Here is a 21,004-nt window from a genome sequence, read left to right as displayed (position 1 = left end):
CCACTCGTGGCACGATGGATTGCTTCGCTACGCTCGCAATGACGATCGGACTACGCCACCCGCCTTGCCGCACCTGTCTTGACCAGGATCGCATCAAGGCAATCGATCATCAGCGATATCTCCTCGCGCGTGACGTTGAGCGCCGGCATGAAGCGGAGCGCATCGGGCTGCGGCGAGTTGATGAGCACGCCGTCCGCGAACGCTTCGGCCACGATCGCGGCACCGATCGGCAGCTTCAGATCGAGCGCCAGCAACAGTCCACGGCCCCGGACTTCGCCGAGCCCGTGACGCGCGGACAGTTTCTGCAGCTCGCTTTCCAGAAGCAGGCCGGCATCCGCAGCCGCTTTCAGAAATTCCGGCTTCGAAACCTCCTCAAGCACCGCAAGCCCCGCAGCGCACATCAACGGATTGCCGTTGAACGTGCCGCCCTGGTCGCCATGCTCGAAGCAGGAAGCATGCTCGGTCGCGAGCAAGGCGGCCAGCGGCACGCCGCCGCCAATACCCTTGCCGAGGGTCATGATGTCGGGCTCGATGCCGGCATGTTCATAGTGAAACAGCTTTCCAGTCCGGCCCATCCCCGTCTGGATTTCGTCGACGATCAGCAGCAGGCCGTGCTCTTTCGTCAGTGCGCGCAACTCCTTCATGAATTGATCGGTTGCCGGCCAGACGCCGGCTTCGCCCTGGATCGGCTCCAGCATCACCGCGACCGTATTGTCCGATATCAGCGCCTTCACCGAATCGAGATCGTTGAGCTTGGCTTTGCGGAAGCCTGACACTTTCGGCTCGAACAGCGGCTCGAACGCCTTTTTGCCCGATGCAGACATGGTCGCGAGCGTGCGGCCGTGAAATCCGCCTTCGAAGGTGATGATTTCGAACGCGCCGTTCTTGTATTTCGTGCCGTATTTCCGCGCGAGCTTGATGGCGCCTTCATTGGCCTCCGCGCCGGAATTGGCGAAGAACACCTGATCGAAGCAGCTCTTCTCGCGAAGTGCTTGCGCGAGTTTCAGGCTGGGGCCGTTGTAGAAGGCGGGGCTTGGCGTCAGCAGCAGTTTTGCCTGCGCGGCAAGCGCTTCGGCGACGACCGACGGCGAATGGCCGAGGCAGTTGACGGCCCAACCCTGCATGAAATCGAGGTAGCGCTTGCCGGCGTCATCCCAGAGATACGCGCCTTCGCCGCGAACGAACACGGCCTGCGGGCGCGCGGTGATGTTCATCAGCGCGTCGAACGGATGGGCAGCATGGGTCATGTCGATCTCCTCAGGGGTTTGGGGGAAGGGGCAGGCCGAAACGCAAGAAGGCCGCACTTTGAGGGTGCGGCCTTCTCGAAAACTTGGCTGAAACTAGCTAATCAGCGTTGTCGTCGGACACGGCGCGACCCATCATCGTCGACAGAGCGACGACGCAGGCAGGCGCGGCGGTTGGTCCGGTTCAGTTTCATGGCGATGGCCCATACAGCCGAACGGTGCGCCATGTCAAGCCGCGTCCGGTGTTCAGAATCCCGCGACGCTGCCGTGCAGGTCATACTGATCCGACCGCTCGATCTTCGCGGTGACGATCTCGCCGACCTTCAGCGGGCGGCGGCTGGAAAGATAGACCGCTCCATCGATCTGCGGCGCGTCGGCTTTTGAACGACCCCTTGCGACCGTCGGTCCGACCTCGTCGACGATGATCTGCTGTCTCGTGCCGACCTTGCGCTTGAGACGGCGAGAGGAGATTTTCTGCTGCCGCGCCATCAGCGCGTTCCAGCGCTCCTGCTTGATCTCGTCGGGCACGGCATTGCCGATCGCGTTGGAAGCGGCGCCCGCCACCGGCTCGTATTTGAAGCAGCCGAGACGATCGATCTCGGCCTCTTCCAGCCAGTCGAGCAGATAGGCGAAGTCGGAATCGGTCTCGCCGGGGAAACCGACGATGAAGGTCGAGCGCAGCGTGAGTTCAGGACATTCCTCGCGCCACTTCTTGATCCGCGCCAGCGTCTTTTCCTGCGCGGCGGGGCGCTTCATGGCTTTCAGGACGTCCGGGCTCGCATGCTGGAAGGGAATATCGAGATAGGGCAGGATCTTGCCCTCGGTCATCAGCCCGATGACTTCATCGACGTGCGGGTAGGGATAGACATATTGCAGCCGCACCCAGGCGCCGAGGTCGCCGAGTTCCTTGGCGAGGTCGAAGAATTTGGCGCGGACCTGGCGGTCCTTCCAGGGGCTTTCGGAATACTTCACGTCGACGCCATAGGCCGACGTGTCCTGCGAGATGACCAGCAATTCCTTGACGCCGGCTGCGACGAGCCTTTCCGCCTCGCGCAGCACGTCATTGGCCGGACGCGACACCAGGTCGCCGCGCAGTTTTGGGATGATGCAGAAACTGCAGCGGTTGTTGCAGCCTTCGGAAATCTTCAAATAGGCGTAGTGGCGCGGCGTCAGCTTGACGCCCTGCGGCGGCACCAGATCGAGGTGCGGATTATGGACCGGCGGCAGGGCCCGGTGCACGGCCTCCAGCACGCTCTCATATTGCTGCGGGCCCGATATCGAGAGCACGCCCGGATAGGCCGCCTCGATCTGCTCGGGTTCCGCGCCCATGCAGCCGGTGACGATGACCTTGCCGTTCTCCGCCATCGCCTCGCCGATGGCGCCAAGCGATTCCTGCTTGGCGCTGTCGAGGAAGCCGCAGGTGTTGACGATCACGATGTCGGCGCCGTCATGCTTGCGGGCCAGCTCATAGCCTTCGGCGCGCAGCCGGGTGATAATGCGCTCGGAATCCACCAGCGCTTTGGGGCACCCAAGGGAAACAAAGCTGACTTTGGGCGCAGCGGCCTGTTGCATATTTCATCTGCCTGATTGATCGGCACGAGCTAGTCCTAATTGCCCATAATTACAAGGCTTTGCGCCAGCTTCTGACGTGCTATGGATGCCCGGCCGGGGTATGAGTTGATCGATGAGCGCTGAGTCGTCGCCGAAAATCGTCATTGTCGACGAAAGTCCGATCCGGGCCGCAATCCTGGAAGAGGGGTTGCGGGAGGCGGGCTTTACCGGCGTTGTGCATATCAGCGAAATGCAGAGCCTGCTGGCACGGATCTATGCGCTCGACCCGGACGTCATCCTGATCGACCTGGAAAACCCCAGCCGCGACGTTCTGGAACAGATGTTCCAGGTCAGCCGCGCGGTACGGCGGCCGATCGCGATGTTCGTCGACCAGAGCGATGCGGCCTCGATCCAGGCCTCCGTCGATGCCGGCGTTTCCGCCTATATCGTGGACGGCCTGAAGAAAGAACGGATCAAGCCGATCCTCGACCTCTGCATTTCCCGCTTCAACGCCTTCTCCAAGCTGCAGGACGAACTCGACCGCACCAAGTCGGCGCTCGAGGAGCGCAAGGTGATCGACCGCGCCAAGGGAATCCTGATGAAGGTGAAGGGCCTCACCGAAGAGGAGGCCTATGTGCTGATGCGTTCCACCGCGATGCGCGAGAAGAAGAAAATCGGCGAGATCGCGCAGTCGATCCTGACCGCGTCGGAGCTGCTGAAATGACGACACCGCTGCATATCGGCTTCATTCCCCTGGTCGACGCGGCCGCGTTGATCATTGCCGTCGACAAGGGCTTTACGGCCGCCGAAGGGCTCGATGTCACGCTGGTGCGTGAAGTGTCGTGGTCCAACGTCCGCGACAAGCTCAATATCGGCATGTTCGACGCAGCGCATCTGCTGGCGCCGGTAGCGATCGCCTCGAGCCTGGGTTTGGGCCACGTCAAGGTGCCGATCGTTGCGCCATTCAATCTGGGCCTCAATGGCAACGCGATCACGGTATCGCCGGCGCTGCACGCCGCAATCATGAGCGAGATCGATGGCGATCCGCTCGATCCCATGGCCACGGCGCTGGCGCTTGCCCGCGTCGTTGCCGCCAGGCGCAAGAGCGGCGCGGAGCCGCTGACGTTCGGCATGACGTTTCCGTTCTCCACACACAATTACCAGCTCCGGTTCTGGATGGCGGCGGGCGGTGTCGATCCGGATGAGGATGTTCGCCTCGTGGTGCTGCCGCCGCCCTACATGGTGGACAGCCTCGCCAATGGCCATGTCGATGCGTTCTGCGTCGGCGCGCCCTGGAACTCGGTCGCGGTCGATCTCGGCGTCGGCCACATACTGCATTTCGTCTCTGATATTTTGGTGCGCGCGGCCGAAAAGGTTCTCGCGGTCAGGCAAAGCTGGTCGGAAAAGAATCCGAACGCGCTGGCTGCGCTGATCCGCGCGGCTGCCCACGCCGCCGAATACATCGAGGAGCCCGGAAATCGCGCCGAGACCGCCGATGTCCTGGCGCGGCCCGACCGGCTTGGCGTCGGCGCCGAGGTGATCCAACGCACCCTCGACGGCCGACTGAAGATTTCACCGGACGGCCAGCGGCGCGAGAGCGGCCGCTATCTGCTGGTCGGGCGCGAAGGGGCGGGCCGGCCCGATCCGGCGCAGGCCGCTTGGCTTTACGCCCAAATGGTACGCTGGGGACAGACACAGATGCGGCCCGATGCGCTGCGGACCGCCATGGCGGTCTTCAGGCCCGAACTCTACGACGCCGCCATGGGACGTCCGGGGGCGGCTCCCGACGCGCCTGGTGCCATCGGCGCCTTTGCCGGCCCCGCATTCGACCCCGCGGATATCGCCGGGCATCTGGCGGCTTTCAAGATTGGGCATTGGAAGCCGTAAGCCAGTCGATTGAAGAAATATTGGGCAATTGCACTGGCCGCCCAGTTCTTAAGCAGATTGCTCAGAATGCAACTATGAAGCTTGCTTCATAGTTGCGAGTTCCTCGCTGGAACAGATTGAAATTCCAAGACATTCGTCGCGACTCCATTTGGCACGCAACTTGTATGGTGCAGTGCGGTCGGCTCGTCGCAGATGCCTGCTGACCTACGTCCAAGATGGATTTCCGCAGCAACGAAGCTGGTCGGACCGCATACCAGAATCACAGCCCGGCACCACGCCTGGCCGATTCGCCTGGGCGGTCCATCCCATTCGTTGACGCCACCATCGTGGCCGCAGGAGCTTCGTCGCGCATGAAAATCGAACCGATTACAGTCGACTTTACCGACGAGCAGAAGCGCTACCTCGAAGGCTTTACCGCAGGTTTGCAGATCAGCCGGGTCGGGCGCGGCCTCGGTAACGCGGGACAGGCGAATGCCGAACCAACGGGGCCGGATGCCGCCCATATCAAGGCGCAGGACAAGGTCACGGCCTCCGGCAAAAAGCTCGCCGATCCGGAGAAGTTCAAGCGCGAGGAGCATCCGTTCGATGCTTATCCCCGGCTGAAGCAGCAGGCGCTCGACAACGCGCCGCCGAACCCCGCAGATAATTTCCGCTGGCGCTACTACGGCCTGTTCTACGTCGCGCCGGCGCAGGATTCCTACATGTGCCGCCTCAGGATTCCGAACGGCATCCTGAAGCACTGGCAGTTTTCGGGATTGGCCGATCTCGCCGAGCGGCTATGCGGGCCGTTCTGCCACGTCACCACGCGCGCTAACTTGCAGGTGCGCGAAATTCCGCCCAAGCATGCGGTGGCTTTGATCGAGGGCATCCAGGATCTGGGCCTGTGTTCGCGCGGCACCGGCGCCGATAATATCCGCAACGTCACGGGCACGCCGACGGCGGGGATCGACCCGCAGGAACTGGTCGACACCCGCGAATATGCCCGCGAGTGGCACTACCACATCCTCAACGATCGCTCGCTGTATGGCTTGCCGCGCAAGTTCAATGTCGCTTTCGATGGCGCCGGCAAGATCGCCGTGCTGGAAGACACTAACGACATCGCGTTCACCGCGGTCGAGGTGAAGGACGGCTTTGGCGCCGAGCCCGGCATCTGGTTTCGCTTGGGGATCGGCGGCATCACCGGTCACAAGGATTTTGCCAAGTATAGCGACATCATCGTGAAGCCGGCCGATGCCACCAGGGTGGCGGATGCCATCGTGCGCATCTTCATTGAGCTGGGCGACCGCACTAACCGCAACAAGGCGCGGCTGAAATATGTGCTCGATGGGATGGGGCACGAAAAATTCCACGCGCTGGTCGAGGAGCGGCTCGGCAAGCCCTTCACCCGCGTGCGGCCGGAAGCGCTTGCGCCGCGGCCGGCTTCGGATCGCACGGCGCATATCGGCGTGCACAGGCAGAAACAGGTGGGGCTGAACTGGATCGGCGTGTCGCTGCCACTCGGCAAGATCACGTGTGAGCAGATGCGGGGGCTGGCCAAAATCGCGCAGGATCTTGGCGACGGCGATATCCGCCTGACGGTGTGGCAGAACCTGCTGATTCCGGGCGTGCGCGACGAGAACGTCGAGCTTGCGGTCGCCGCGATCAAGAAGATCGGTCTCGCGGTCGAGGCGTCGCAAATCCGGGCCGGCCTGATCGCCTGCACCGGCAATGCCGGCTGCCGATTTGCGGCGGCGAATACCAAGCGCCATGCCGCCGAAATCGGCGACTGGTGCGAGCCACGCGTCGACATCGAGACGCCGATCAACATCCACGTCACCGGCTGCCATCATTCCTGCGCGCAGCACTACATCAGCGATATCGGGCTGATCGCCGCGAAAGTGGATATTGGCGAAGATGCCGATCCCGTCGAGGGCTACCATCTCTTCACCGGCGGCGGCTTCGGACCCGACGCCGATGTCGGGCAGGAGGTCTATCGCGACGTCAAGGCCGAGGATGCGCCGAGGACGGTCGAGAAATTGCTGAAGGCCTATCTTACCCATCGCGCATCACCCGATGAAACGTTCCTGACCTTTGCGCGCCGCCATGACGGCGAGACGCTGCGCAAGCTGGCCGATGCCCAGGTCACTGACGCTCAGGTGTCCTCATGAATCAGATCACGCCTCCACCCAAGGTCGAGATCATTCCCTCGAACGCGCCATTCTCCGAAGCGCAGCGCTCCTGGCTGAACGGGTTCTTTGCCGGGCTCCTGTCCGATGCGACGCCGTTGTCGGCCGAACAAGGCGCTGAAGTCATGCAGGGCGCGGCCGGCGATGGCGATGACGGCGAAGCGCCGTGGCACGACCAGACCATGCCGATCGCCGATCGCATGAAGCTTGCCGAGGGCCGGCCGTTGCGGCGGCGGATGATGGCGGCAATGGCGCAGCAGGATTGCGGCCAATGCGGCTATGACTGCCACAACTATTCGGAAGCGATCGCGAACAAGAGCGAAGCACGGCTCAACCTCTGCGTCCCCGGCGGCAAGGAAACCGCGCGGATGCTGAAGTCGCTTTATGAGGAGATCGACAAGGCACCCGCACCGTCATCGGCGCCTGCGGCAGCGGCGGCCGCGGTTACACCGACGGCTCCAGGCGAGCCCGGCCGCTCGCGCGACAATCCCGCAAACGCAAAATTCCTGTCGCGGCGACTGCTCAACGGCGAGGGCTCGGAGAAGGAGACCTGGCATATCGAGTTCGATCTCTCCGGATGTGGCCTCGACTATGTCGTGGGCGATTCGTTCGGCATCTTTGCGCGCAACGACATCGGCCTCGTCGACCAGATCATTGCACTCTTGGGCGCATCGCATACGACGGAGGTGAGGGGAAAGACGCTGCGTGAAGTATTGCGCGATGACGTCTCACTGTCGCCGGCGCCGGATTCACTGTTCGAGTTGATCTCGTATCTGACCGGCGGCGCGCTACGCGAGAAAGCCCGCGCGCTGGCGCAGGGCGAGGATCCCGATGGCGACGCGGCGACGCTCGACGTCATGGCGGTATTGCAGAAGTTCTCCCGCATCCGTCCGCATCCCGAGGCCTTTGTCGAGGCGCTGGAGCCATTGCAGCCGCGGCTTTACTCGATCTCGTCGTCGCACAATGCGACGCCCGGAAAGCTGTCGCTGACCGTCGACTGCGTGCGTTATGTGGTCAACAAGCGTCGTCGTTTGGGACTGGCCTCGACATTCCTTGCCGAGCGCATCAGTCCCGGCGACGAGGTCAAGGTCTATGTACAGAAGGCCCATGGCTTCGCGCTGCCGCAAGACCCGAAGACCCCAATCATCATGGTCGGCCCTGGGACGGGTATCGCGCCGTTCCGCGCCTTCCTGCTCGATCGCCGCGCCACCGGCGCACCCGGCAAGAACTGGCTGTTCTTCGGCCATCAGCGCAGCGATTGCGACTTCTTCTATGCCGACGAACTCAATGCGATGAAGACGTCGGGCCTCTTGACGCGGTTGTCACTGGCGTGGTCGCGCGATGGCAACAAGAAATTTTACGTACAGGACCGCATGCGCGAGGTTGGCCGCGAGGTATGGACCTGGCTTGCCGAAGGCGCCCATGTCTACATCTGCGGGGATGCCAAGCGGATGGCCAAGGACGTCGAGCGCGCGCTGGTCGACATCGTCGCCCAATTCGGCGCCCGAACTACCGACGAGGCCGTCAGCTTCGTCGGGGAACTCAAGAAAAAAGGCCGGTTCCAGCAGGACGTTTACTAATCCGGGCTCCAACCCCCTCAAATCGGCCCGAATAAAATTCTCGCTCTGGTCGGAAAGAAGGGAAATTTCCCCTCGAAATGGAGCGCGCCGGAGCGCCCCTATCGCTATTTCGGCGGATATCTTGCATCGGTGCGCGATCGATATTCCATATGCACTCCATGCTGCGTTGGAGATCGACCATGCGCGAACTATCGGCGGAAGCCCGCCTGCACCTTTACGCACGCTCGGTGTCCCGCCGTTCCGGCACCGGCTTTCACACCGCCGCGCTCTACAGCGCGTTCGCGCTCATTGCCGCCATCGTGTTCGGTACGCTGTCGGTCCATCCGTTCTGAGATCAACGTGCCGTCTTGAACGGCGCGACCGTAATCCCTGCATCCTTCAACGCCTGACGAACGCCGCGTGCGATATCGACGGCGCCCGGCGTGTCGCCATGAATGCAGACGGTGTCGGTGCGCATCTTGATTACCTTGCCGGTGACCGACACCACCGCGCCGTCCTGCACCATCCGCACCACGCGATCGGCGATTTGTTTCGCATCATGCAGCACGGCGCCGGGCTTCTTGCGCGACACCAGCGAGCCGTTGTCCTCATAGGCGCGGTCGGCGAACACCTCGTGCACCATCGGCAAATTGGCGGCCTCGCCCGCCTGCACCAGCTTGGAATTGGCGAGCACCACAAAAATCAGATTGGGATCGACCGCCTTGATACCGTTGGCGATCGCTTTCGCCGTCGTGTCGTCCTCGCAGGCGACGTTGGAGAGCGCGCCATGCGCCTTGACGTGGGTAACCTTGTAACCGGCCGCGGTCGCAATCGCCTGCAGCGCACCGATCTGGTAGGCGATGAGGTTCTCGATCTCCGAAGACTTGAGGCCCGGGATCGGCCGCCGGCCGAAGCCGTGCAGGTCGCGATATCCAGGATGCGCGCCGACCGAGACGCCGCGCGCTTTCGCCAGTTCGACCGTGCGGCGCATGATGTCGGGATCGCCGGCATGAAAGCCGCAGGCGACGTTCACCGACGTCGCAAGCTCGATCATCGCGGCGTCATTGCCCATTTCCCACGCGCCAAATCCTTCGCCGAGATCGCAATTGAGGTCGATGGTTGTCATGTTGTCCGTCCGCTTCTCGTGAGTGGATTGATGGTCAGTCCGGGCCCGCTATGTCGGCCGTCGATACCGCGTGCCAGGTTCCGGCATCGACCGCGCTAACGGCGTGGCCCGCGACATTGGCATCGTGCAGGGCGTCGATGTTGAGATCAACGCTTTCGATTGCGCGCAGCCGCTCAGGCAGGGTGCGCAACAGTTCCGCAAACTTGCGCGTTTCGGCCTGCGCTTCCGCCATGGTGACGGCGCGAAAGCGAAAGGCGTGCCCGGCGGGGATCTGTGCCAATCGCCCGAGGTCGGCCGAAATCACCGTTGCGATCTTGGGATAGCCGCCGCTGGTGCCGCGGTCCGGCATCAGCACGATCGGCTGGCCATTACCGGGCACCTGCAGGCTGCCGTTGACGGTGCCGTCGGAGACAATGTTATGGCCGTGGAGGTGCTTGAGGGTGGGGCCTTCAAGCCGGTAGCCCATGCGGTCGCTGGTCGCCGATATCCTCCATTCGCTGTCGACAAACAGCTTTTTGGTCTCATCGGTGAATTCGTCGTCCTGTGGACCCCAGACCATGCGGATCGGCGCGTCGGTTGCCACCGGCAATTCGATCCGCCGTTCCACCGCGCCGCTAGCGGCCTTCGCCGGTAGCTCGTCGCCGGCCTGCAGTGGGCGAGGATAGGGGCTACCGAGGCCTGCGCGCGCATTGACGGCCAGGCTGCCGAACATCGGCTCGCCGGAAATGCCGCCTTCAATCGCGAGATAGCTGAACGCGCCGCCGCGGGCAAAGCCGAGCGTCAGCGTCTCGCCATCGGCGATGGTTGCGGATGTATCCGGTGCCACGGCGCGGCCGGCGATATCGGCGTTGCGCGGGGCTCCCGTCAGCGCCACGCGCACGGCAGCGCCGCGCGCGGTAAATTTTGCCCCGAACGGGCCGATTTCGACGGCCGCCGTGAACGGCTCATTGCCAACCAGCGTGTTCGCTGCCGCCAGCGCCAGCCGATCCATTGCGCCACTCGGCACCAGGCCGTAGCGCTGGGCGCCGGGACGTCCGCCGTCCTGTACCGAACTCGCCGGGCCGATCGATGCAATGACGAGCTTGCTCATGTGGCGATCTGCTCGGCAATGACTTCGCCGGCTTCGGCGGCGCGATCCTGCTCCGCAAATGTCTTGGCATCGACGGACGTGAAGGTGACGTTGTCGCCGGGCTCCAGCAAAAAAATCGGATCGCGGTGAAGCTGGTAGGTGCGAACGGCTGTCCGCCCCAGAAGATGCCAGCCGCTCGGGCCAGCGAGACACTGTACGCCGGTCTGCACCCCACCAATCGAGATGGTGCCGGCCGGCGTCAGCAAACGCGGATTTTGCCGCCGCGGCATATGTAGGCTATCCGCAAGCCCGCTGAGATAGGACCAGCCGGGCGTAAAGCCGATCATCGCGACCCGGTAGTCGCCGGCGACGTGCCGCGCCACGATCTCCTCAGGCGTGGTGTTGAGGGTTTTTGCGACGCCCTCGAGGTCGATGCCGTGCTCGCCGCCATAAACGACCGGAATGCGCCAGCGCCGGGTTTTTGTCGTCGCCGGTACCGGGAGCTGCGCGAGCGCGAGAATCCTTTCACCAAGCTTGTCGAAACCGATCTGGACCGGATCGTAGTGGACCAGCAACGAACGATAGGTCGGCACCGTCTCGGTGACGCCTGCGATGGGTTGAGCAGCCAGCGCACGGTCGAGCGCCAGCACCCGCCGGTTGGCGGCATCGTCAATGTTGCGGCTGAATTCCACCGTGATGGCGCTGTCGCCACTCAGCAACAGGCGGGGCGGGGATAGCGTTGCGGCCATGGCCTCTAAACTGTCTCGCAGCTCTCATGCTAGCCTCAACCTCTAGCGTGTTTTGGACGCGAGTGGAATTCGCTTCGCGCGAAATCCGCCAGTAAGTTCAATAAATTAATCTGCAGTCCGACGATAAGATGTTATGATCGCGCTTCTTTCCACCGACCCTTGACGCGATGTCTGCGCTTCGCAAGATGCGCTACCTTTCACCTATCCTCCGGAGCCTGCATTCCAGATGTCCCTGTCCCCCGAAGCCATCGCAACCCTGTCCGGCGTCTCGACCGCCACCATCACCACCGTGCTGCTCAAGAAGGGCCTGCGAAACGTCTGGATGCGCGGCACCAAGCCGCTGCGGCCGGGGCAGCCGCGGCTGGTCGGACCGGCCTTCACGCTGCGCTTCGTGCCCGCGCGCGAGGATCTCGCCACGCCTGAATCCTGGTCGTCGCCGATTTCGACCCGCACCGCGATTGAAGCCATGCCGAAAGGCTGCATCGCCGTGGTCGATGCCATGGGCATCTCTGATGCCGGCATCTTCGGCGACATCCTCTGCGCCCGCATGGTCAAGCGCGGCGTTGCGGCGCTGATCACCGATGGCGTGGTGCGCGATGTCGAAGGCGTGCTCGGCACCAATCTCCCGGTCTGGTGCGACGGCTTCGCCGCGCCGCCTTCCGTGGCGGGGTTGACCTTCGTGGGCTGGGGCGAGCCGATCGGCTGCGGCGGAGTCGCGGTGTTCCCGAACGACATCGTCGTCGCCGACCAGGACGGTGCCGTGCTGATCCCGCAGGCCCTGCTCGACCATGTGCTGGCCGAAGGGCCGGAGCAGGAACGGATGGAAGCCTGGATCGTCAACGAGGTGAACAACGGCGCGGCATTGCCCGGCCTCTATCCGATGAACGCCGAGACCAAGGCGCGCTACGCCGCGACGAAGAAATAACTTCAACAGGCAGAGGCAACTCCATGGAAATCCATCTCGCGGGCTCCCGGCCAACGCGCCGGGCGCCGACCGAATATTTCACCGGCACGGTGCTGCAGGATCCGATCATCCAGACCGAGGCGCCGGCACGGCTGGCTTCGACGCGCGTCTCCTTTGAGCCGGGCGCCCGCACGGCGTGGCATACGCATCCGCTGGGTCAGACGCTCTACGTCATCTCGGGGGTCGGACGGGTGCAGGCCAAGGGCGGTCCAATCAGGGAAATTCGCCCCGGTGATGTCGTCTGGATTCCGCCCGGCGAGAAGCACTGGCATGGCGCCTCGCCGACCAACGCCATGACCCACATCGCCATGCAGGAAGCGCTCGACGGTAGCTACGTGACCTGGATGGAACATGTGACAGACGCGGAATATTCCGAGAAGGTCGGCTGAGTTCCTGCCGCTTCACATCCGCTGCGCGGTCCAGGTGCCGGAGCAGAGGGCCGCGCGCCATGTGCCCGATCCCGACGTGCCCGTGAGAACGCCGGAGCCGACGGCTCGCTTCATGCCGCTTGCAAGGGTCACGCGGATGGCGCCGGCCTCCGCTACGCGGCCGGAGGCCGTGACAGCCGCGTTGTGCGAGGCGATCTGACCATTGTTGATGCCGATTGAGACCGAGGCGACGCTGCTGCAGGCGGCGTTCGACGAAGCGATCTGCACATTCCAGTCGCCGTCGAATGTTGCGGCTGCGGATGGCGTCGTGGTGGCCAACACGGCAAGTAGCGAAACGGCGACAGCAGATTTGCGAAGAGTTCCCATGGCGTGCCCCTGTTGTTTGGACACGCCCATAGTTCCATAGCCGCTCCAAGGCGACCGTGACTGTCATCACGCGCGGGACGTGGGACAAGATCTCAAAGAAGGACTCCGCCCAACAGCGTCACGGTCGTCAAAATGACGCGACGAGTCAGTTGACGCGGGTCCAGGTCTGGCCGCCGCAGAACATGCCGCCGAAGGCGCAGCCCTGAACGCGCAGGCTGTCGGTGCCCTTGAGCGCGATCGTGGAATCGTAGGTGCTGCCGGTGTTTGGATCGAAAATCCGGCCGCTCCACTTGTCCTTGCCGGGCTTCATGTTGATCAGGACCTGCTCGCCGTTCTGGTTCGACTTCTTGTCGACGGAATAGCCGCAGAGATTGGGGCCGCACGGTTCGATCCGCACCTTGCCTTCCTTCTCCTCGGTCAGCCAAACGCCGAGCGGTGAGTTCGCAGGCGGCGCCGCCGAATCTGCCGGAGCCGCGGCCTGTTTCTGTTGCGGCGGCGGTGGCGCCGGCGCAGCAACGGGAGCTGGTGCTGGCGGGACTGCCGGCGCGGCGTTCTGTGGCACTGGGGGAGCAGCGGGCGCTGCCGCCGCAGGCGCGGGGGCGTCAGTCGGCGCAACGGCTGTCGTCGTGCTCGATGGCGCTGCTGTTGCCGCGGCGGGAGCGGCCGGAGCAGGGGCAGCAGGTGCCGGCGCAGTCGCAGGGGCAGCCGCTTGCTCCGCTGGTGCTGGCGCGGTCGGCGCTGGCGCAGTCTCGGGGGTGGCCTGCGGGGCGGTCTTTGCCTGCTGCGGAGCTTTCCTGGTCGGACGATCAAGATCGCCTTCCTCGCCACGCGCGCGTTTGGTCTTCTTGCCGGTATTGTCGTAGACGCCCGGAATGGAAACGGTGCCGCGATCGGGATCGATCGTAATGGTGCGGCCGCCATACTCGAAAGTGTACTGCGCCTGCGCAGCGGTGACGGTGCCAGCCAGCAAGAGCGCGGCGATAGCGAGGCACTTCTTCATTATAACGACCTCCTGAACAGGGAATCCGGATTCCCGCAGCTACTACGCAGCGGCAGCTTCACTCAACGTGATCCAGATCACTTTCAAACTATAAGTCGTGTACTAGCGGCTTTGGTTCAATTCGACCGCGGTAGTCTAAATTGCGCCCAATGGACGGTCAATTTCCTCAGAAAACACGCTTGTCCAATCGAGAATCAATCGAGCTGAGCGGCATAAATTTAGATGATACTCTGAAACCGATGGCGCCGATTTATGTCCGCGTGGTGCTAGCCGGAGAAATTGAAAATCGTGACCATCTCGCTCTACGAGGCTTCCGTCGGCGTGTTCGTGCCGTATCTCGGAAATCTGTCCGGTCTTCTCGACAAGGCTGCCGGCCATGCCGAAGCCCGAACCATCGATCCCGCTGTCCTTTTGAACATGCGGCTCTCACCCACCATGTACAGCCTGAAGCAGCAGGTAGCAGAGGCCAATCGGCATGCGGTCGTTGCCTGCGCGTTGCTGGCCGGCCGTGCGCCTCGCGAATTTCTGGACGCCGAGCCCGACATTGCCGCGCTCAAGTCGCGGATATCGGAGGCGATCGATTTTCTGCACGATTTGCCGCGTGCCGAGATCGACGCCGCGGCAGACAAGGAAGTCGCATTCACGTTCAAGAACGGAACCCAGCGGAAATTCACCGGAAAATCGTTGCTGTTGACGTTCAGCGTTCCGCAGTTCTTCTTTCATGTCACGACGGCCTACGACATCCTGCGCCAGGCCGGTGTTGATCTGGCCAAGAAGGATTTTCTGGGGCCACCGAGATAGCCATTAACAACGACGGAAGTTACGCCTCGCCGTTATCCTTGCGCGCCAGATTGGCGGCGGCGCTAAGCCCGGTCATCTCGCTCTTCAATTGCTCGAAGCGTCGGCGCGCGTTGCTTTCGCGATCGTCGACCATCTGGATCGCGGCTTCCCTCGACATCGGCCCGGTGACTATCGGCGTGGAGTTCTCGCCGATGGTCTCGTCGACATAGTAACCGCCATTGTCGAGGCGGACCGTCCATTTGAAACGGATCGCGGTCATCGGGCCGGGCCCGAATTTGCAGTAACCGTGAGCCTCGATGGGCGGAGGAGATGTGGGGATGGGCGGCGGCCCCACCGGCATCTGCGCCGTGACGGCGGGCTTTTCGGGTTCGCGACGGCTTTCCGGCGGGTCGAGGATGCTGGCGATGGTCGCCAGGGCGTTGTCGGTCGGGTCGCTTTGGGTCACGATTCAGCCTCCGGATCGAGCCCGTTTGCGGAATCAGTACCCGTCGCCGCCCAAGGCCCTTTCCTTGCTTCCGAATAAAGCCAGGCTTTGTCAATCCGTGGCTTTTTTGGGGCGTAGCTAAGCGCGCACCGGCGGTAATTTGTTCTTCCAGGGCCGGACCGGTTCGAGCTGGCCGGCCAGGCGGAACAGGGTGGCCTCGTCGCCGAACCTGGCCGAAAACATCATGCCAAGCGGCAATCCGGCCTTGTTCCAGGCCAGCGGCACCGACATCGCCGGCTGCCCGGACATGTTGAACATGGAGGTGCCGGGCATGTAGCGGCGCAGGATCGGGGCAATGTGCGACAGATCGTTTGACATGGTGTTGAGTTCGCCGATGCGCAGCGGCGGTGCGCATAGGGTCGGGCAGAGGAAGACGTCGCAGCTCTCGAAGAAGGTCGCCAGTGAGCGGGAAATCTGGAAGGCGGCGAGCTGGGCGGCCACATAGTCGGTCGCCGAGGTCCTCTTCGCGTTGCGCGACTGCGCCAGCGTCAATATCTCGAGATCATTATCCGTCATCTCTCGCCCGAGCCGCTGCTCGATCAAACGAACCGTCAGTGCGGTGTTGCCGCCGACGATGGTGGTCATGACCGCGGCTGGATCGGCGGCAAGCGCCGGCGCCTGTTCCTCGACGTGATGGCCGAGCCCCGCCAGAAGGCTTGCGATCTCGCGCACGGCTGCCGCGATTTCCGGATCGATGGCGTCGCCATACGGCGATTTATCGGTGAACGAGATACGAAGCTTGCCCGGGTCGCGGCCGACTTCCTGCGAAAACGGCCGCTCCGGCGGCGGCGCGAAATAGGGGCTCGACGACTCCGGCCCGTGAATCGCGTCCATCATCACCGCACTGTCGCGCACGCTGATGCTCACGACATGGCCACAGGAGAATCCGCCCCAGCCTTCGCCGCGATCGGGGCCGAGCGGATTGCGCGCCCGGGTCGGCTTCAGGCCAAACACGCCGGAAGCGGAGGCGGGGATGCGGATCGAGCCGCCGCCATCGCTGGCGTGCGCGACGGGCAGGATGCGGGCGGCAACGGCCGCCGCGGCGCCGCCGGACGACCCGCCGGAAGAATGCTCCAGATTCCAGGGATTGCGGGTCGGCCCGAACAGGCGCGACTCCGTCGTCGGCATAAGGCCGAATTCGGGACTGGAGCTCTTGCCGAAGATGGATACGCCGGTCTCGAGGAAACGCCGCGCCAGCGTCCCGGTGTGGTCAGCCACGAAATCCTTCAGGACCGTGGCTCCTGACGTCGTGCGCGTGCCCTCCAGGAGGTCGAGGTCCTTCAACAGAAATGGCACGCCGGTAAAGGGACCGTCGGGCAGGCCGTGTTCGATCTGACGCTCGGCATACTCGTAATGCTTGACGACCACCGCGTTGATCTGCGGATCGACCTTTGCCGTGCGAGCCATGGCCTCATCGAGCAATTCCTTGGCCGAGACCTCCTTCTTCCGAACCAGTTCGGCAAGGCCGACCGCGTCGTAATCGCCGTATTCCTTGAAGGCCATGCACACACCTCGCTTGCCGGCCGGCCGATAGACCGGCCATGCCTGGGGCCATTTGCTGCGGACGATCTAGCCGAGCACGTCCTGATTGATCACGTTCTGGCGCAAGGGATCGCCGTCCAATACGCTCAGAATGTTGCGGGCGGTTTGCTCGCTCATCCGGTCCACGGCTTCCACGGTGACGCCGGCGACATGCGGCGCCATGATGACGTTCGGCAGGGCGAGCAACGCCTGACCGGCCGGCGGCGGCTCCTGCTCGAAAACGTCGAGGCCCGCGCCGGCAAGCTTGCCGGACACCAGCGCGGCGTGCAGCGCGGCCTCGTCGACGATTCCGCCGCGCGCCGTGTTGATCAGATAGGCTGACGGCTGCATCCGATTCAGCCTGTCGGCATTGAACATGCCGACCGTCTCCGGGTTCTTGGGGCAATGGATGCTGACGAAGTCGGCGCGCGGCAGCGCCGCGTTGAGGTCAGCGACCGGTTCGCAACCGGCGGCCTTGATGTCGGCGGGGGGCTTATAGGGGTCGAAAACCAGGACGTTCATTTCCATCGCGAGGCAGCGCTTGGCCGTCCGCGTGCCGATGCGCCCGAAACCGACGATCAGGACGGTCTTGCCGAAGAGGTCGTAGGGCAGCATCCCGAGCCTATCAGCCCATTTGTCGTCCCTGACCAGCGAATGCATTTCCGTTGCGCGCTTGGCGAGCGTGAGCATCATGAACAGCGCGTGTTCGGCAACCGAAGGCGAATTGGCGGTGCCCGCCACCATCAGCGGCACCTTGCGGCGGCTCAGCGCGGGGACGTCGACGGCGTCGAACCCCACGCCGATCCGGGTGACGACCAGCATGTCTTTCGAGGCTTCCAACTCGGGCTCGCCGAAGCGGGTGGCGCCAAGGGCGACACCGTGCACCGGCGCATGCTCCTTCAGCTTGGTTTCGAAATCCTTCTGCGAAATCATGTTGGGAAATTCGACGAGTTCGATGTCGTCTCGCGCGTGAAGCAGCGCTCTTCCCTGCTGCGACATCGATTCCGTAATGAAGATTTTCTTCTTGTTGGTAGTCATTTCCTGCCCTTAGGTCACGCAATTGCGCCGTCAAAGGACGACGCCAGTTACCTCGTTTAGCAGGTGCATATTGTTGAGGTCCACAGCCAATCGGAGGGGGGCGCCATCCTGCGCGCCGGCATTGGGGTTGACCCGGCCGCAGACCTGCGAGCCTTCCAACGTGAAATAGATCAGCGTCTCCATTCCCATCGGCTCGGTGACGTCGAGCACGGTGTCGAAGGCCTCCACGCCGGGTGCAAGATGCGGCCGAGCCTCGGTGATATGCTCGGGCCGCAGCCCCAGCAGCAATTTGTCGGTGCGCGGAATGCCCTGATATCGGGCGGCGCGGGCCGGCGGCAGCGGGAAGGCGATGCGGTCGGTCAACCGGATGTGCAACTTGCCGGCGAGATCCTCCAACCGGCACGGGATGAAATTCATCGCCGGCGAACCGATGAAGCTGGCGACGAATTTCGTTGCCGGCTTGTGATAGAGCTCGTTCGGCGTGCCGATCTGCTCGATCCGGCCATGGTTCATCACCACCACGCGGTCGGCCAGCGTCATCGCCTCCACCTGGTCGTGGGTCACGTAGACCGTCGTGGTGCGAACCTTCTGGTGCACCTTCTTGATCTCGATCCGCATCTGCACGCGCAGCTTGGCGTCGAGGTTGGACAACGGCTCGTCGAACAGAAACACCTTTGGGTTACGCACGATGGCGCGGCCCATGGCGACGCGCTGGCGCTGGCCGCCGGACAATTGCTTCGGCTTGCGGTCGACCAGTTCGACGATGTCGAGCATGCGCGCAGCCTCGTCGATACGGCTCTTGATCTCGGCCTTCGGATAGCGCTTCAGCCGCAATCCGAACGACATGTTCTCCGCAACCGTCATATGCGGATAGAGCGCGTAGTTCTGAAACACCATCGCGATATCGCGATCCTTCGGTGGCACGTCGTTGACGATGTCGCCGCCGATCATGATGTCGCCGTCGGAGATATCTTCCAGGCCGGCGATCATCCGCAGCGTTGTCGACTTTCCGCACCCCGATGGTCCGACCAGCACCACGAACTCATGGTCCGCGATGTCGAGGTCGATGCCGCGCACCGCCTCGACCTCGTCATAGCGCTTCACAACCTTACGCAACGTCACGTCAGCCATGAGATCAACCCTTTGTCGCACCGGCGGTCAGGCCGGCAATGTAATAGTCCATCAGGAACGCGTAGATGATGAGCGGCGGCGCTGCGCCGAGCAGGGCGCCGGTCATGATCTGCCCCCAGTTGAATACGTCGCCCTTGATCAGCGTGGTGATGATGCCAACCGGCATCACGAGCTGGTCGGTCGATGTGGTGAAGACCAGCGGATAGAGGAATTGTGCCCAGGAGACCGTGAAGGCGAAGATCGTCGCCGCGATGATGCCGGGAAAGGCAACCGGAATGAATATCCGCGTCAGCGTCTGGATCCATGAGGCGCCGTCGATGACGGCCGCTTCATCCAGCTCCTTCGGGATCGAGGCGAAGTAGCCAATCATGATCCACGTGCAGAATGGCACCGTGAGCGTCGGATAGAGAATGAGCAGCACGTACCATCTGTTGATGAGCTGGATGCCGGTCCAGTCGCCGATCACCGCGAACATCTTGAAAAGCGGAATGAAGAGCAGTGTCTCGGGAATGAGATAGGTCAGGAACACGCCCGTCGCGAGCGTTGCCGAACCCCAGAACCGCATTCGCGCCAGGGCGAAAGCCGCCGGCACCGATATCAGCATGGTGATGGTGACGACGAAGATGGAGACGATCGCCGAGTTCCAGAAGAAGCGCAGGAACTGGTTCGATGTGAGCAGCGAGATGTAATTGTCCAGCGTAGGATGGAACACCCACCACGGATTTGTCGCCGCCGAAATCTCCGCGCTGCTCTTCAATGACGTGATGAGCATGTAGATCGGCGGCGTCAGTGAGAAGATCGCGAAGATCACCAGGAAGAAATACGACCAGCGCAGCGCCCAGGCCCGGTCGCGGCTCATGCTGCCATACTTGACCTTGCGGGTCGGCGCGGCCTTGTCGATTGTTGCCGTGGTCATCAGGCTTCGTTCCCGCGTTTGTTGATGTCGCGCAGGATGAAAATCGCTGCGATCGCCAGGATCGGCACCATGAAGAGGGAGACGCTGGCGCCCAGCGGTATATCGCTGCCCTCGATTCCGATGCGGAACGCCCACGTCGCGAAGATATGGGTGTGATCGAGCGGACCGCCCGCGGTCAGGATGCGTACGATGTCAAAATTGGCGAACGTCACGATCAGCGAGAACAGCGTCGTAATCGCGATGATATTTCGCATCATCGGCAGCGTCACGTACCAGATGCGTTGCCACCAATTGGCGCCGTCGATGGCGGCGGCCTCGTAAAGCTGTTCCGGCACGGATTTCAGCGCCGCCAGGTACATGATCATGAAGAACGGCGCACCGACCCAGATGTTGACGAGAATGACCGAGAAGCGCGCCCACATGGCATCGCCGGTCCATGGGATCGGCCCGATGCCGAAGAACGAGAGCGTGTAGTTGAATGCGCTGTAGGAGGGATCGAACAGCCACAGCCAGGCGAGCGTGCTCATCGCCGGCGGAATCACCCACGGCACCAGCAGCATGCCGCGCCATTTGCGCTGGCCCTTGGCCGGTATGTTGTGAACGAAATGCGCAATGATAAAGCCCAGCAGCGCTTTGAAGACGACGGCCGTGATCGCGAAGATGCAGGACTGCTTGACGACGAGCCAGAACGTCTCGCGCCTGAACAGGAATTCGAAATTGCTGAGCGCGACGAAGCGCTGCATCGACTTGTTCAAGGTCGCCAAGTGCAGCGCATAGAAGGCCGGATAGATCACGAGGGTCGCGATCAGGAGGATCAGCGGCAGCGTCATCAGGAACGCCACTGTCGATTTGCGCCTGAGCATTTTGTGAAGGCTCGAGCGCTTGCGCGCGGCTTGTGCGGCGCCCCGGTTCGGCTGCAATGCGACGTCAGCCATGGTGTGTTTTCATCCCTGATACGTTTCTGTCGGCTTTGCCGGGCCTACGATTGAAGGCGGATAGGGAAATGGCGGCCTGCGATCAGGCAGGCCGCCAGGGTATCCCCGT

Annotated in this window: 21 protein-coding genes; 8 read left to right on the top strand and 13 right to left on the bottom strand. The window is 63.0% G+C overall.

Annotated elements, in window-relative coordinates; all coding sequences use genetic code 11:
• Positions 1-50: 50 nt before the first annotated feature.
• Together V1273_RS18375 and rimO are read right to left on the bottom strand one after the other, a co-directional pair.
• Positions 51-1,247 (bottom strand): acetylornithine transaminase, encoded by a 1,197-nt coding sequence (locus V1273_RS18375; RefSeq protein ID WP_334362733.1) that lies wholly within the window; start codon positions 1,245-1,247, stop codon positions 51-53.
• 243 nt (positions 1,248-1,490) lie between these two features.
• The gene (gene rimO / locus V1273_RS18370; protein WP_334362732.1) at positions 1,491-2,816 is read right to left on the bottom strand and encodes a 30S ribosomal protein S12 methylthiotransferase RimO; all 1,326 of its coding nucleotides are present in this window, start codon (positions 2,814-2,816) and stop codon (positions 1,491-1,493) included.
• A 112-nt stretch (positions 2,817-2,928) separates the two neighbouring features.
• Between rimO and V1273_RS18365 the strand changes: the two genes are divergently transcribed.
• From V1273_RS18365 to V1273_RS18345, 5 genes are all read left to right on the top strand, one after another.
• Positions 2,929-3,519, top strand: a complete 591-nt coding sequence (locus V1273_RS18365) for an ANTAR domain-containing response regulator (protein ID WP_028346026.1) — start codon at positions 2,929-2,931, stop codon at positions 3,517-3,519.
• On the top strand, positions 3,516-4,682 hold the full coding sequence (locus tag V1273_RS18360; protein WP_334362731.1) for a CmpA/NrtA family ABC transporter substrate-binding protein: 1,167 nt from the start codon (positions 3,516-3,518) through the stop codon (positions 4,680-4,682). The genes V1273_RS18365 and V1273_RS18360 overlap by 4 nt, the downstream gene beginning before the upstream one ends.
• A gap of 350 nt (positions 4,683-5,032) precedes the next feature.
• Positions 5,033-6,829 (top strand): NirA family protein, encoded by a 1,797-nt coding sequence (locus V1273_RS18355; RefSeq protein WP_334410492.1) that lies wholly within the window; start codon positions 5,033-5,035, stop codon positions 6,827-6,829.
• Positions 6,826-8,427 (top strand): sulfite reductase subunit alpha, encoded by a 1,602-nt coding sequence (locus V1273_RS18350; RefSeq protein WP_334410491.1) that lies wholly within the window; start codon positions 6,826-6,828, stop codon positions 8,425-8,427. Before V1273_RS18355 ends, V1273_RS18350 begins: the two co-directional genes overlap by 4 nt.
• Before the next feature lie 179 nt (positions 8,428-8,606).
• On the top strand, positions 8,607-8,759 hold the full coding sequence (locus V1273_RS18345; protein WP_176721835.1) for a hypothetical protein: 153 nt from the start codon (positions 8,607-8,609) through the stop codon (positions 8,757-8,759).
• A gap of 2 nt (positions 8,760-8,761) precedes the next feature.
• Here the strand turns inward: V1273_RS18345 and V1273_RS18340 are convergent, their stop codons facing one another.
• The 3 genes from V1273_RS18340 to pxpB are packed head-to-tail and all read right to left on the bottom strand — an operon-like array spanning position 8,762 to position 11,350.
• Entirely contained in the window at positions 8,762-9,532 is a 771-nt protein-coding gene (locus V1273_RS18340; protein ID WP_334410490.1) for a LamB/YcsF family protein, read from the bottom strand.
• A 34-nt stretch (positions 9,533-9,566) separates the two neighbouring features.
• Complete coding sequence (locus V1273_RS18335; RefSeq protein WP_334410489.1) at positions 9,567-10,622, bottom strand: biotin-dependent carboxyltransferase family protein; 1,056 nt, start codon at positions 10,620-10,622, stop codon at positions 9,567-9,569.
• Complete coding sequence (gene pxpB, locus V1273_RS18330) at positions 10,619-11,350, bottom strand: 5-oxoprolinase subunit PxpB (protein WP_334410488.1); 732 nt, start codon at positions 11,348-11,350, stop codon at positions 10,619-10,621. Before pxpB ends, V1273_RS18335 begins: the two co-directional genes overlap by 4 nt.
• 226 nt (positions 11,351-11,576) lie before the next feature.
• Here pxpB and V1273_RS18325 point away from each other — a divergent pair, with 226 nt between their 5' ends.
• Together V1273_RS18325 and V1273_RS18320 are read left to right on the top strand one after the other, a co-directional pair.
• Positions 11,577-12,275: a ribonuclease activity regulator RraA gene (locus V1273_RS18325; RefSeq protein WP_334362723.1), complete on the top strand. Its 699-nt coding sequence runs from the start codon at positions 11,577-11,579 to the stop codon at positions 12,273-12,275.
• Between the two features lie 23 nt (positions 12,276-12,298).
• The gene (locus tag V1273_RS18320) at positions 12,299-12,703 is read left to right on the top strand and encodes a (R)-mandelonitrile lyase (protein WP_057845510.1); all 405 of its coding nucleotides are present in this window, start codon (positions 12,299-12,301) and stop codon (positions 12,701-12,703) included.
• A gap of 12 nt (positions 12,704-12,715) precedes the next feature.
• Here the strand turns inward: V1273_RS18320 and V1273_RS18315 are convergent, their stop codons facing one another.
• Together V1273_RS18315 and V1273_RS18310 are read right to left on the bottom strand one after the other, a co-directional pair.
• Positions 12,716-13,069: a hypothetical protein gene (locus V1273_RS18315; RefSeq protein WP_334410487.1), complete on the bottom strand. Its 354-nt coding sequence runs from the start codon at positions 13,067-13,069 to the stop codon at positions 12,716-12,718.
• A gap of 145 nt (positions 13,070-13,214) precedes the next feature.
• Entirely contained in the window at positions 13,215-14,069 is an 855-nt protein-coding gene (locus V1273_RS18310) for a DUF2147 domain-containing protein (RefSeq protein WP_334410486.1), read from the bottom strand.
• A gap of 288 nt (positions 14,070-14,357) precedes the next feature.
• On the opposite strand from V1273_RS18310, the gene V1273_RS18305 reads away from it, so the two are divergent.
• Entirely contained in the window at positions 14,358-14,870 is a 513-nt protein-coding gene (locus tag V1273_RS18305; RefSeq protein ID WP_334412235.1) for a DUF1993 domain-containing protein, read from the top strand.
• A 19-nt stretch (positions 14,871-14,889) separates the two neighbouring features.
• Here V1273_RS18305 and V1273_RS18300 read toward each other — a convergent pair whose 3' ends face one another.
• From V1273_RS18300 to V1273_RS18275, 6 genes are all read right to left on the bottom strand, one after another.
• On the bottom strand, positions 14,890-15,315 hold the full coding sequence (locus V1273_RS18300; RefSeq protein ID WP_334410485.1) for a hypothetical protein: 426 nt from the start codon (positions 15,313-15,315) through the stop codon (positions 14,890-14,892).
• 117 nt (positions 15,316-15,432) lie between these two features.
• The gene (locus V1273_RS18295) at positions 15,433-16,857 is read right to left on the bottom strand and encodes an amidase (protein WP_334410484.1); all 1,425 of its coding nucleotides are present in this window, start codon (positions 16,855-16,857) and stop codon (positions 15,433-15,435) included.
• Positions 16,858-16,923: 66 nt separating this feature from the next.
• A complete protein-coding gene (locus tag V1273_RS18290; protein WP_334410483.1) occupies positions 16,924-17,913 on the bottom strand; it encodes a hydroxyacid dehydrogenase in 990 nt (329 codons plus the stop codon).
• Positions 17,914-17,943: 30 nt separating this feature from the next.
• Positions 17,944-19,044: an ABC transporter ATP-binding protein gene (locus tag V1273_RS18285; protein WP_334362712.1), complete on the bottom strand. Its 1,101-nt coding sequence runs from the start codon at positions 19,042-19,044 to the stop codon at positions 17,944-17,946.
• A gap of 4 nt (positions 19,045-19,048) precedes the next feature.
• Positions 19,049-19,960, bottom strand: coding sequence for a carbohydrate ABC transporter permease (locus V1273_RS18280; RefSeq protein WP_334362711.1), 912 nt, complete (start codon positions 19,958-19,960; stop codon positions 19,049-19,051).
• The gene (locus tag V1273_RS18275; RefSeq protein WP_334362710.1) at positions 19,960-20,895 is read right to left on the bottom strand and encodes a carbohydrate ABC transporter permease; all 936 of its coding nucleotides are present in this window, start codon (positions 20,893-20,895) and stop codon (positions 19,960-19,962) included. Before V1273_RS18275 ends, V1273_RS18280 begins: the two co-directional genes overlap by 1 nt.
• Between the last annotated feature and the right edge of the window lie 109 nt (positions 20,896-21,004).

Source organism: Bradyrhizobium sp. AZCC 1721 (assembly GCF_036924715.1).
Classification (GTDB): domain Bacteria; phylum Pseudomonadota; class Alphaproteobacteria; order Rhizobiales; family Xanthobacteraceae; genus Bradyrhizobium.
This window is presented reverse-complemented; position numbering and strand designations above follow the sequence as displayed.

Coding starts and splice junctions, on each gene's coding strand:
- V1273_RS18375 (WP_334362733.1), bottom strand. CDS start 1,247: ATGACCCATGCTGCCCATCCGTTCGACGCGCTGATGAACATCACCGCG.
- rimO (WP_334362732.1), bottom strand. CDS start 2,816: ATGCAACAGGCCGCTGCGCCCAAAGTCAGCTTTGTTTCCCTTGGGTGC.
- V1273_RS18365 (WP_028346026.1), top strand. CDS start 2,929: ATGAGCGCTGAGTCGTCGCCGAAAATCGTCATTGTCGACGAAAGTCCG.
- V1273_RS18360 (WP_334362731.1), top strand. CDS start 3,516: ATGACGACACCGCTGCATATCGGCTTCATTCCCCTGGTCGACGCGGCC.
- V1273_RS18355 (WP_334410492.1), top strand. CDS start 5,033: ATGAAAATCGAACCGATTACAGTCGACTTTACCGACGAGCAGAAGCGC.
- V1273_RS18350 (WP_334410491.1), top strand. CDS start 6,826: ATGAATCAGATCACGCCTCCACCCAAGGTCGAGATCATTCCCTCGAAC.
- V1273_RS18345 (WP_176721835.1), top strand. CDS start 8,607: ATGCGCGAACTATCGGCGGAAGCCCGCCTGCACCTTTACGCACGCTCG.
- V1273_RS18340 (WP_334410490.1), bottom strand. CDS start 9,532: ATGACAACCATCGACCTCAATTGCGATCTCGGCGAAGGATTTGGCGCG.
- V1273_RS18335 (WP_334410489.1), bottom strand. CDS start 10,622: ATGAGCAAGCTCGTCATTGCATCGATCGGCCCGGCGAGTTCGGTACAG.
- pxpB (WP_334410488.1), bottom strand. CDS start 11,350: ATGGCCGCAACGCTATCCCCGCCCCGCCTGTTGCTGAGTGGCGACAGC.
- V1273_RS18325 (WP_334362723.1), top strand. CDS start 11,577: ATGTCCCTGTCCCCCGAAGCCATCGCAACCCTGTCCGGCGTCTCGACC.
- V1273_RS18320 (WP_057845510.1), top strand. CDS start 12,299: ATGGAAATCCATCTCGCGGGCTCCCGGCCAACGCGCCGGGCGCCGACC.
- V1273_RS18315 (WP_334410487.1), bottom strand. CDS start 13,069: ATGGGAACTCTTCGCAAATCTGCTGTCGCCGTTTCGCTACTTGCCGTG.
- V1273_RS18310 (WP_334410486.1), bottom strand. CDS start 14,069: ATGAAGAAGTGCCTCGCTATCGCCGCGCTCTTGCTGGCTGGCACCGTC.
- V1273_RS18295 (WP_334410484.1), bottom strand. CDS start 16,857: ATGGCCTTCAAGGAATACGGCGATTACGACGCGGTCGGCCTTGCCGAA.
- V1273_RS18290 (WP_334410483.1), bottom strand. CDS start 17,913: ATGACTACCAACAAGAAGAAAATCTTCATTACGGAATCGATGTCGCAG.
- V1273_RS18285 (WP_334362712.1), bottom strand. CDS start 19,044: ATGGCTGACGTGACGTTGCGTAAGGTTGTGAAGCGCTATGACGAGGTC.
- V1273_RS18280 (WP_334362711.1), bottom strand. CDS start 19,960: ATGACCACGGCAACAATCGACAAGGCCGCGCCGACCCGCAAGGTCAAG.
- V1273_RS18275 (WP_334362710.1), bottom strand. CDS start 20,895: ATGGCTGACGTCGCATTGCAGCCGAACCGGGGCGCCGCACAAGCCGCG.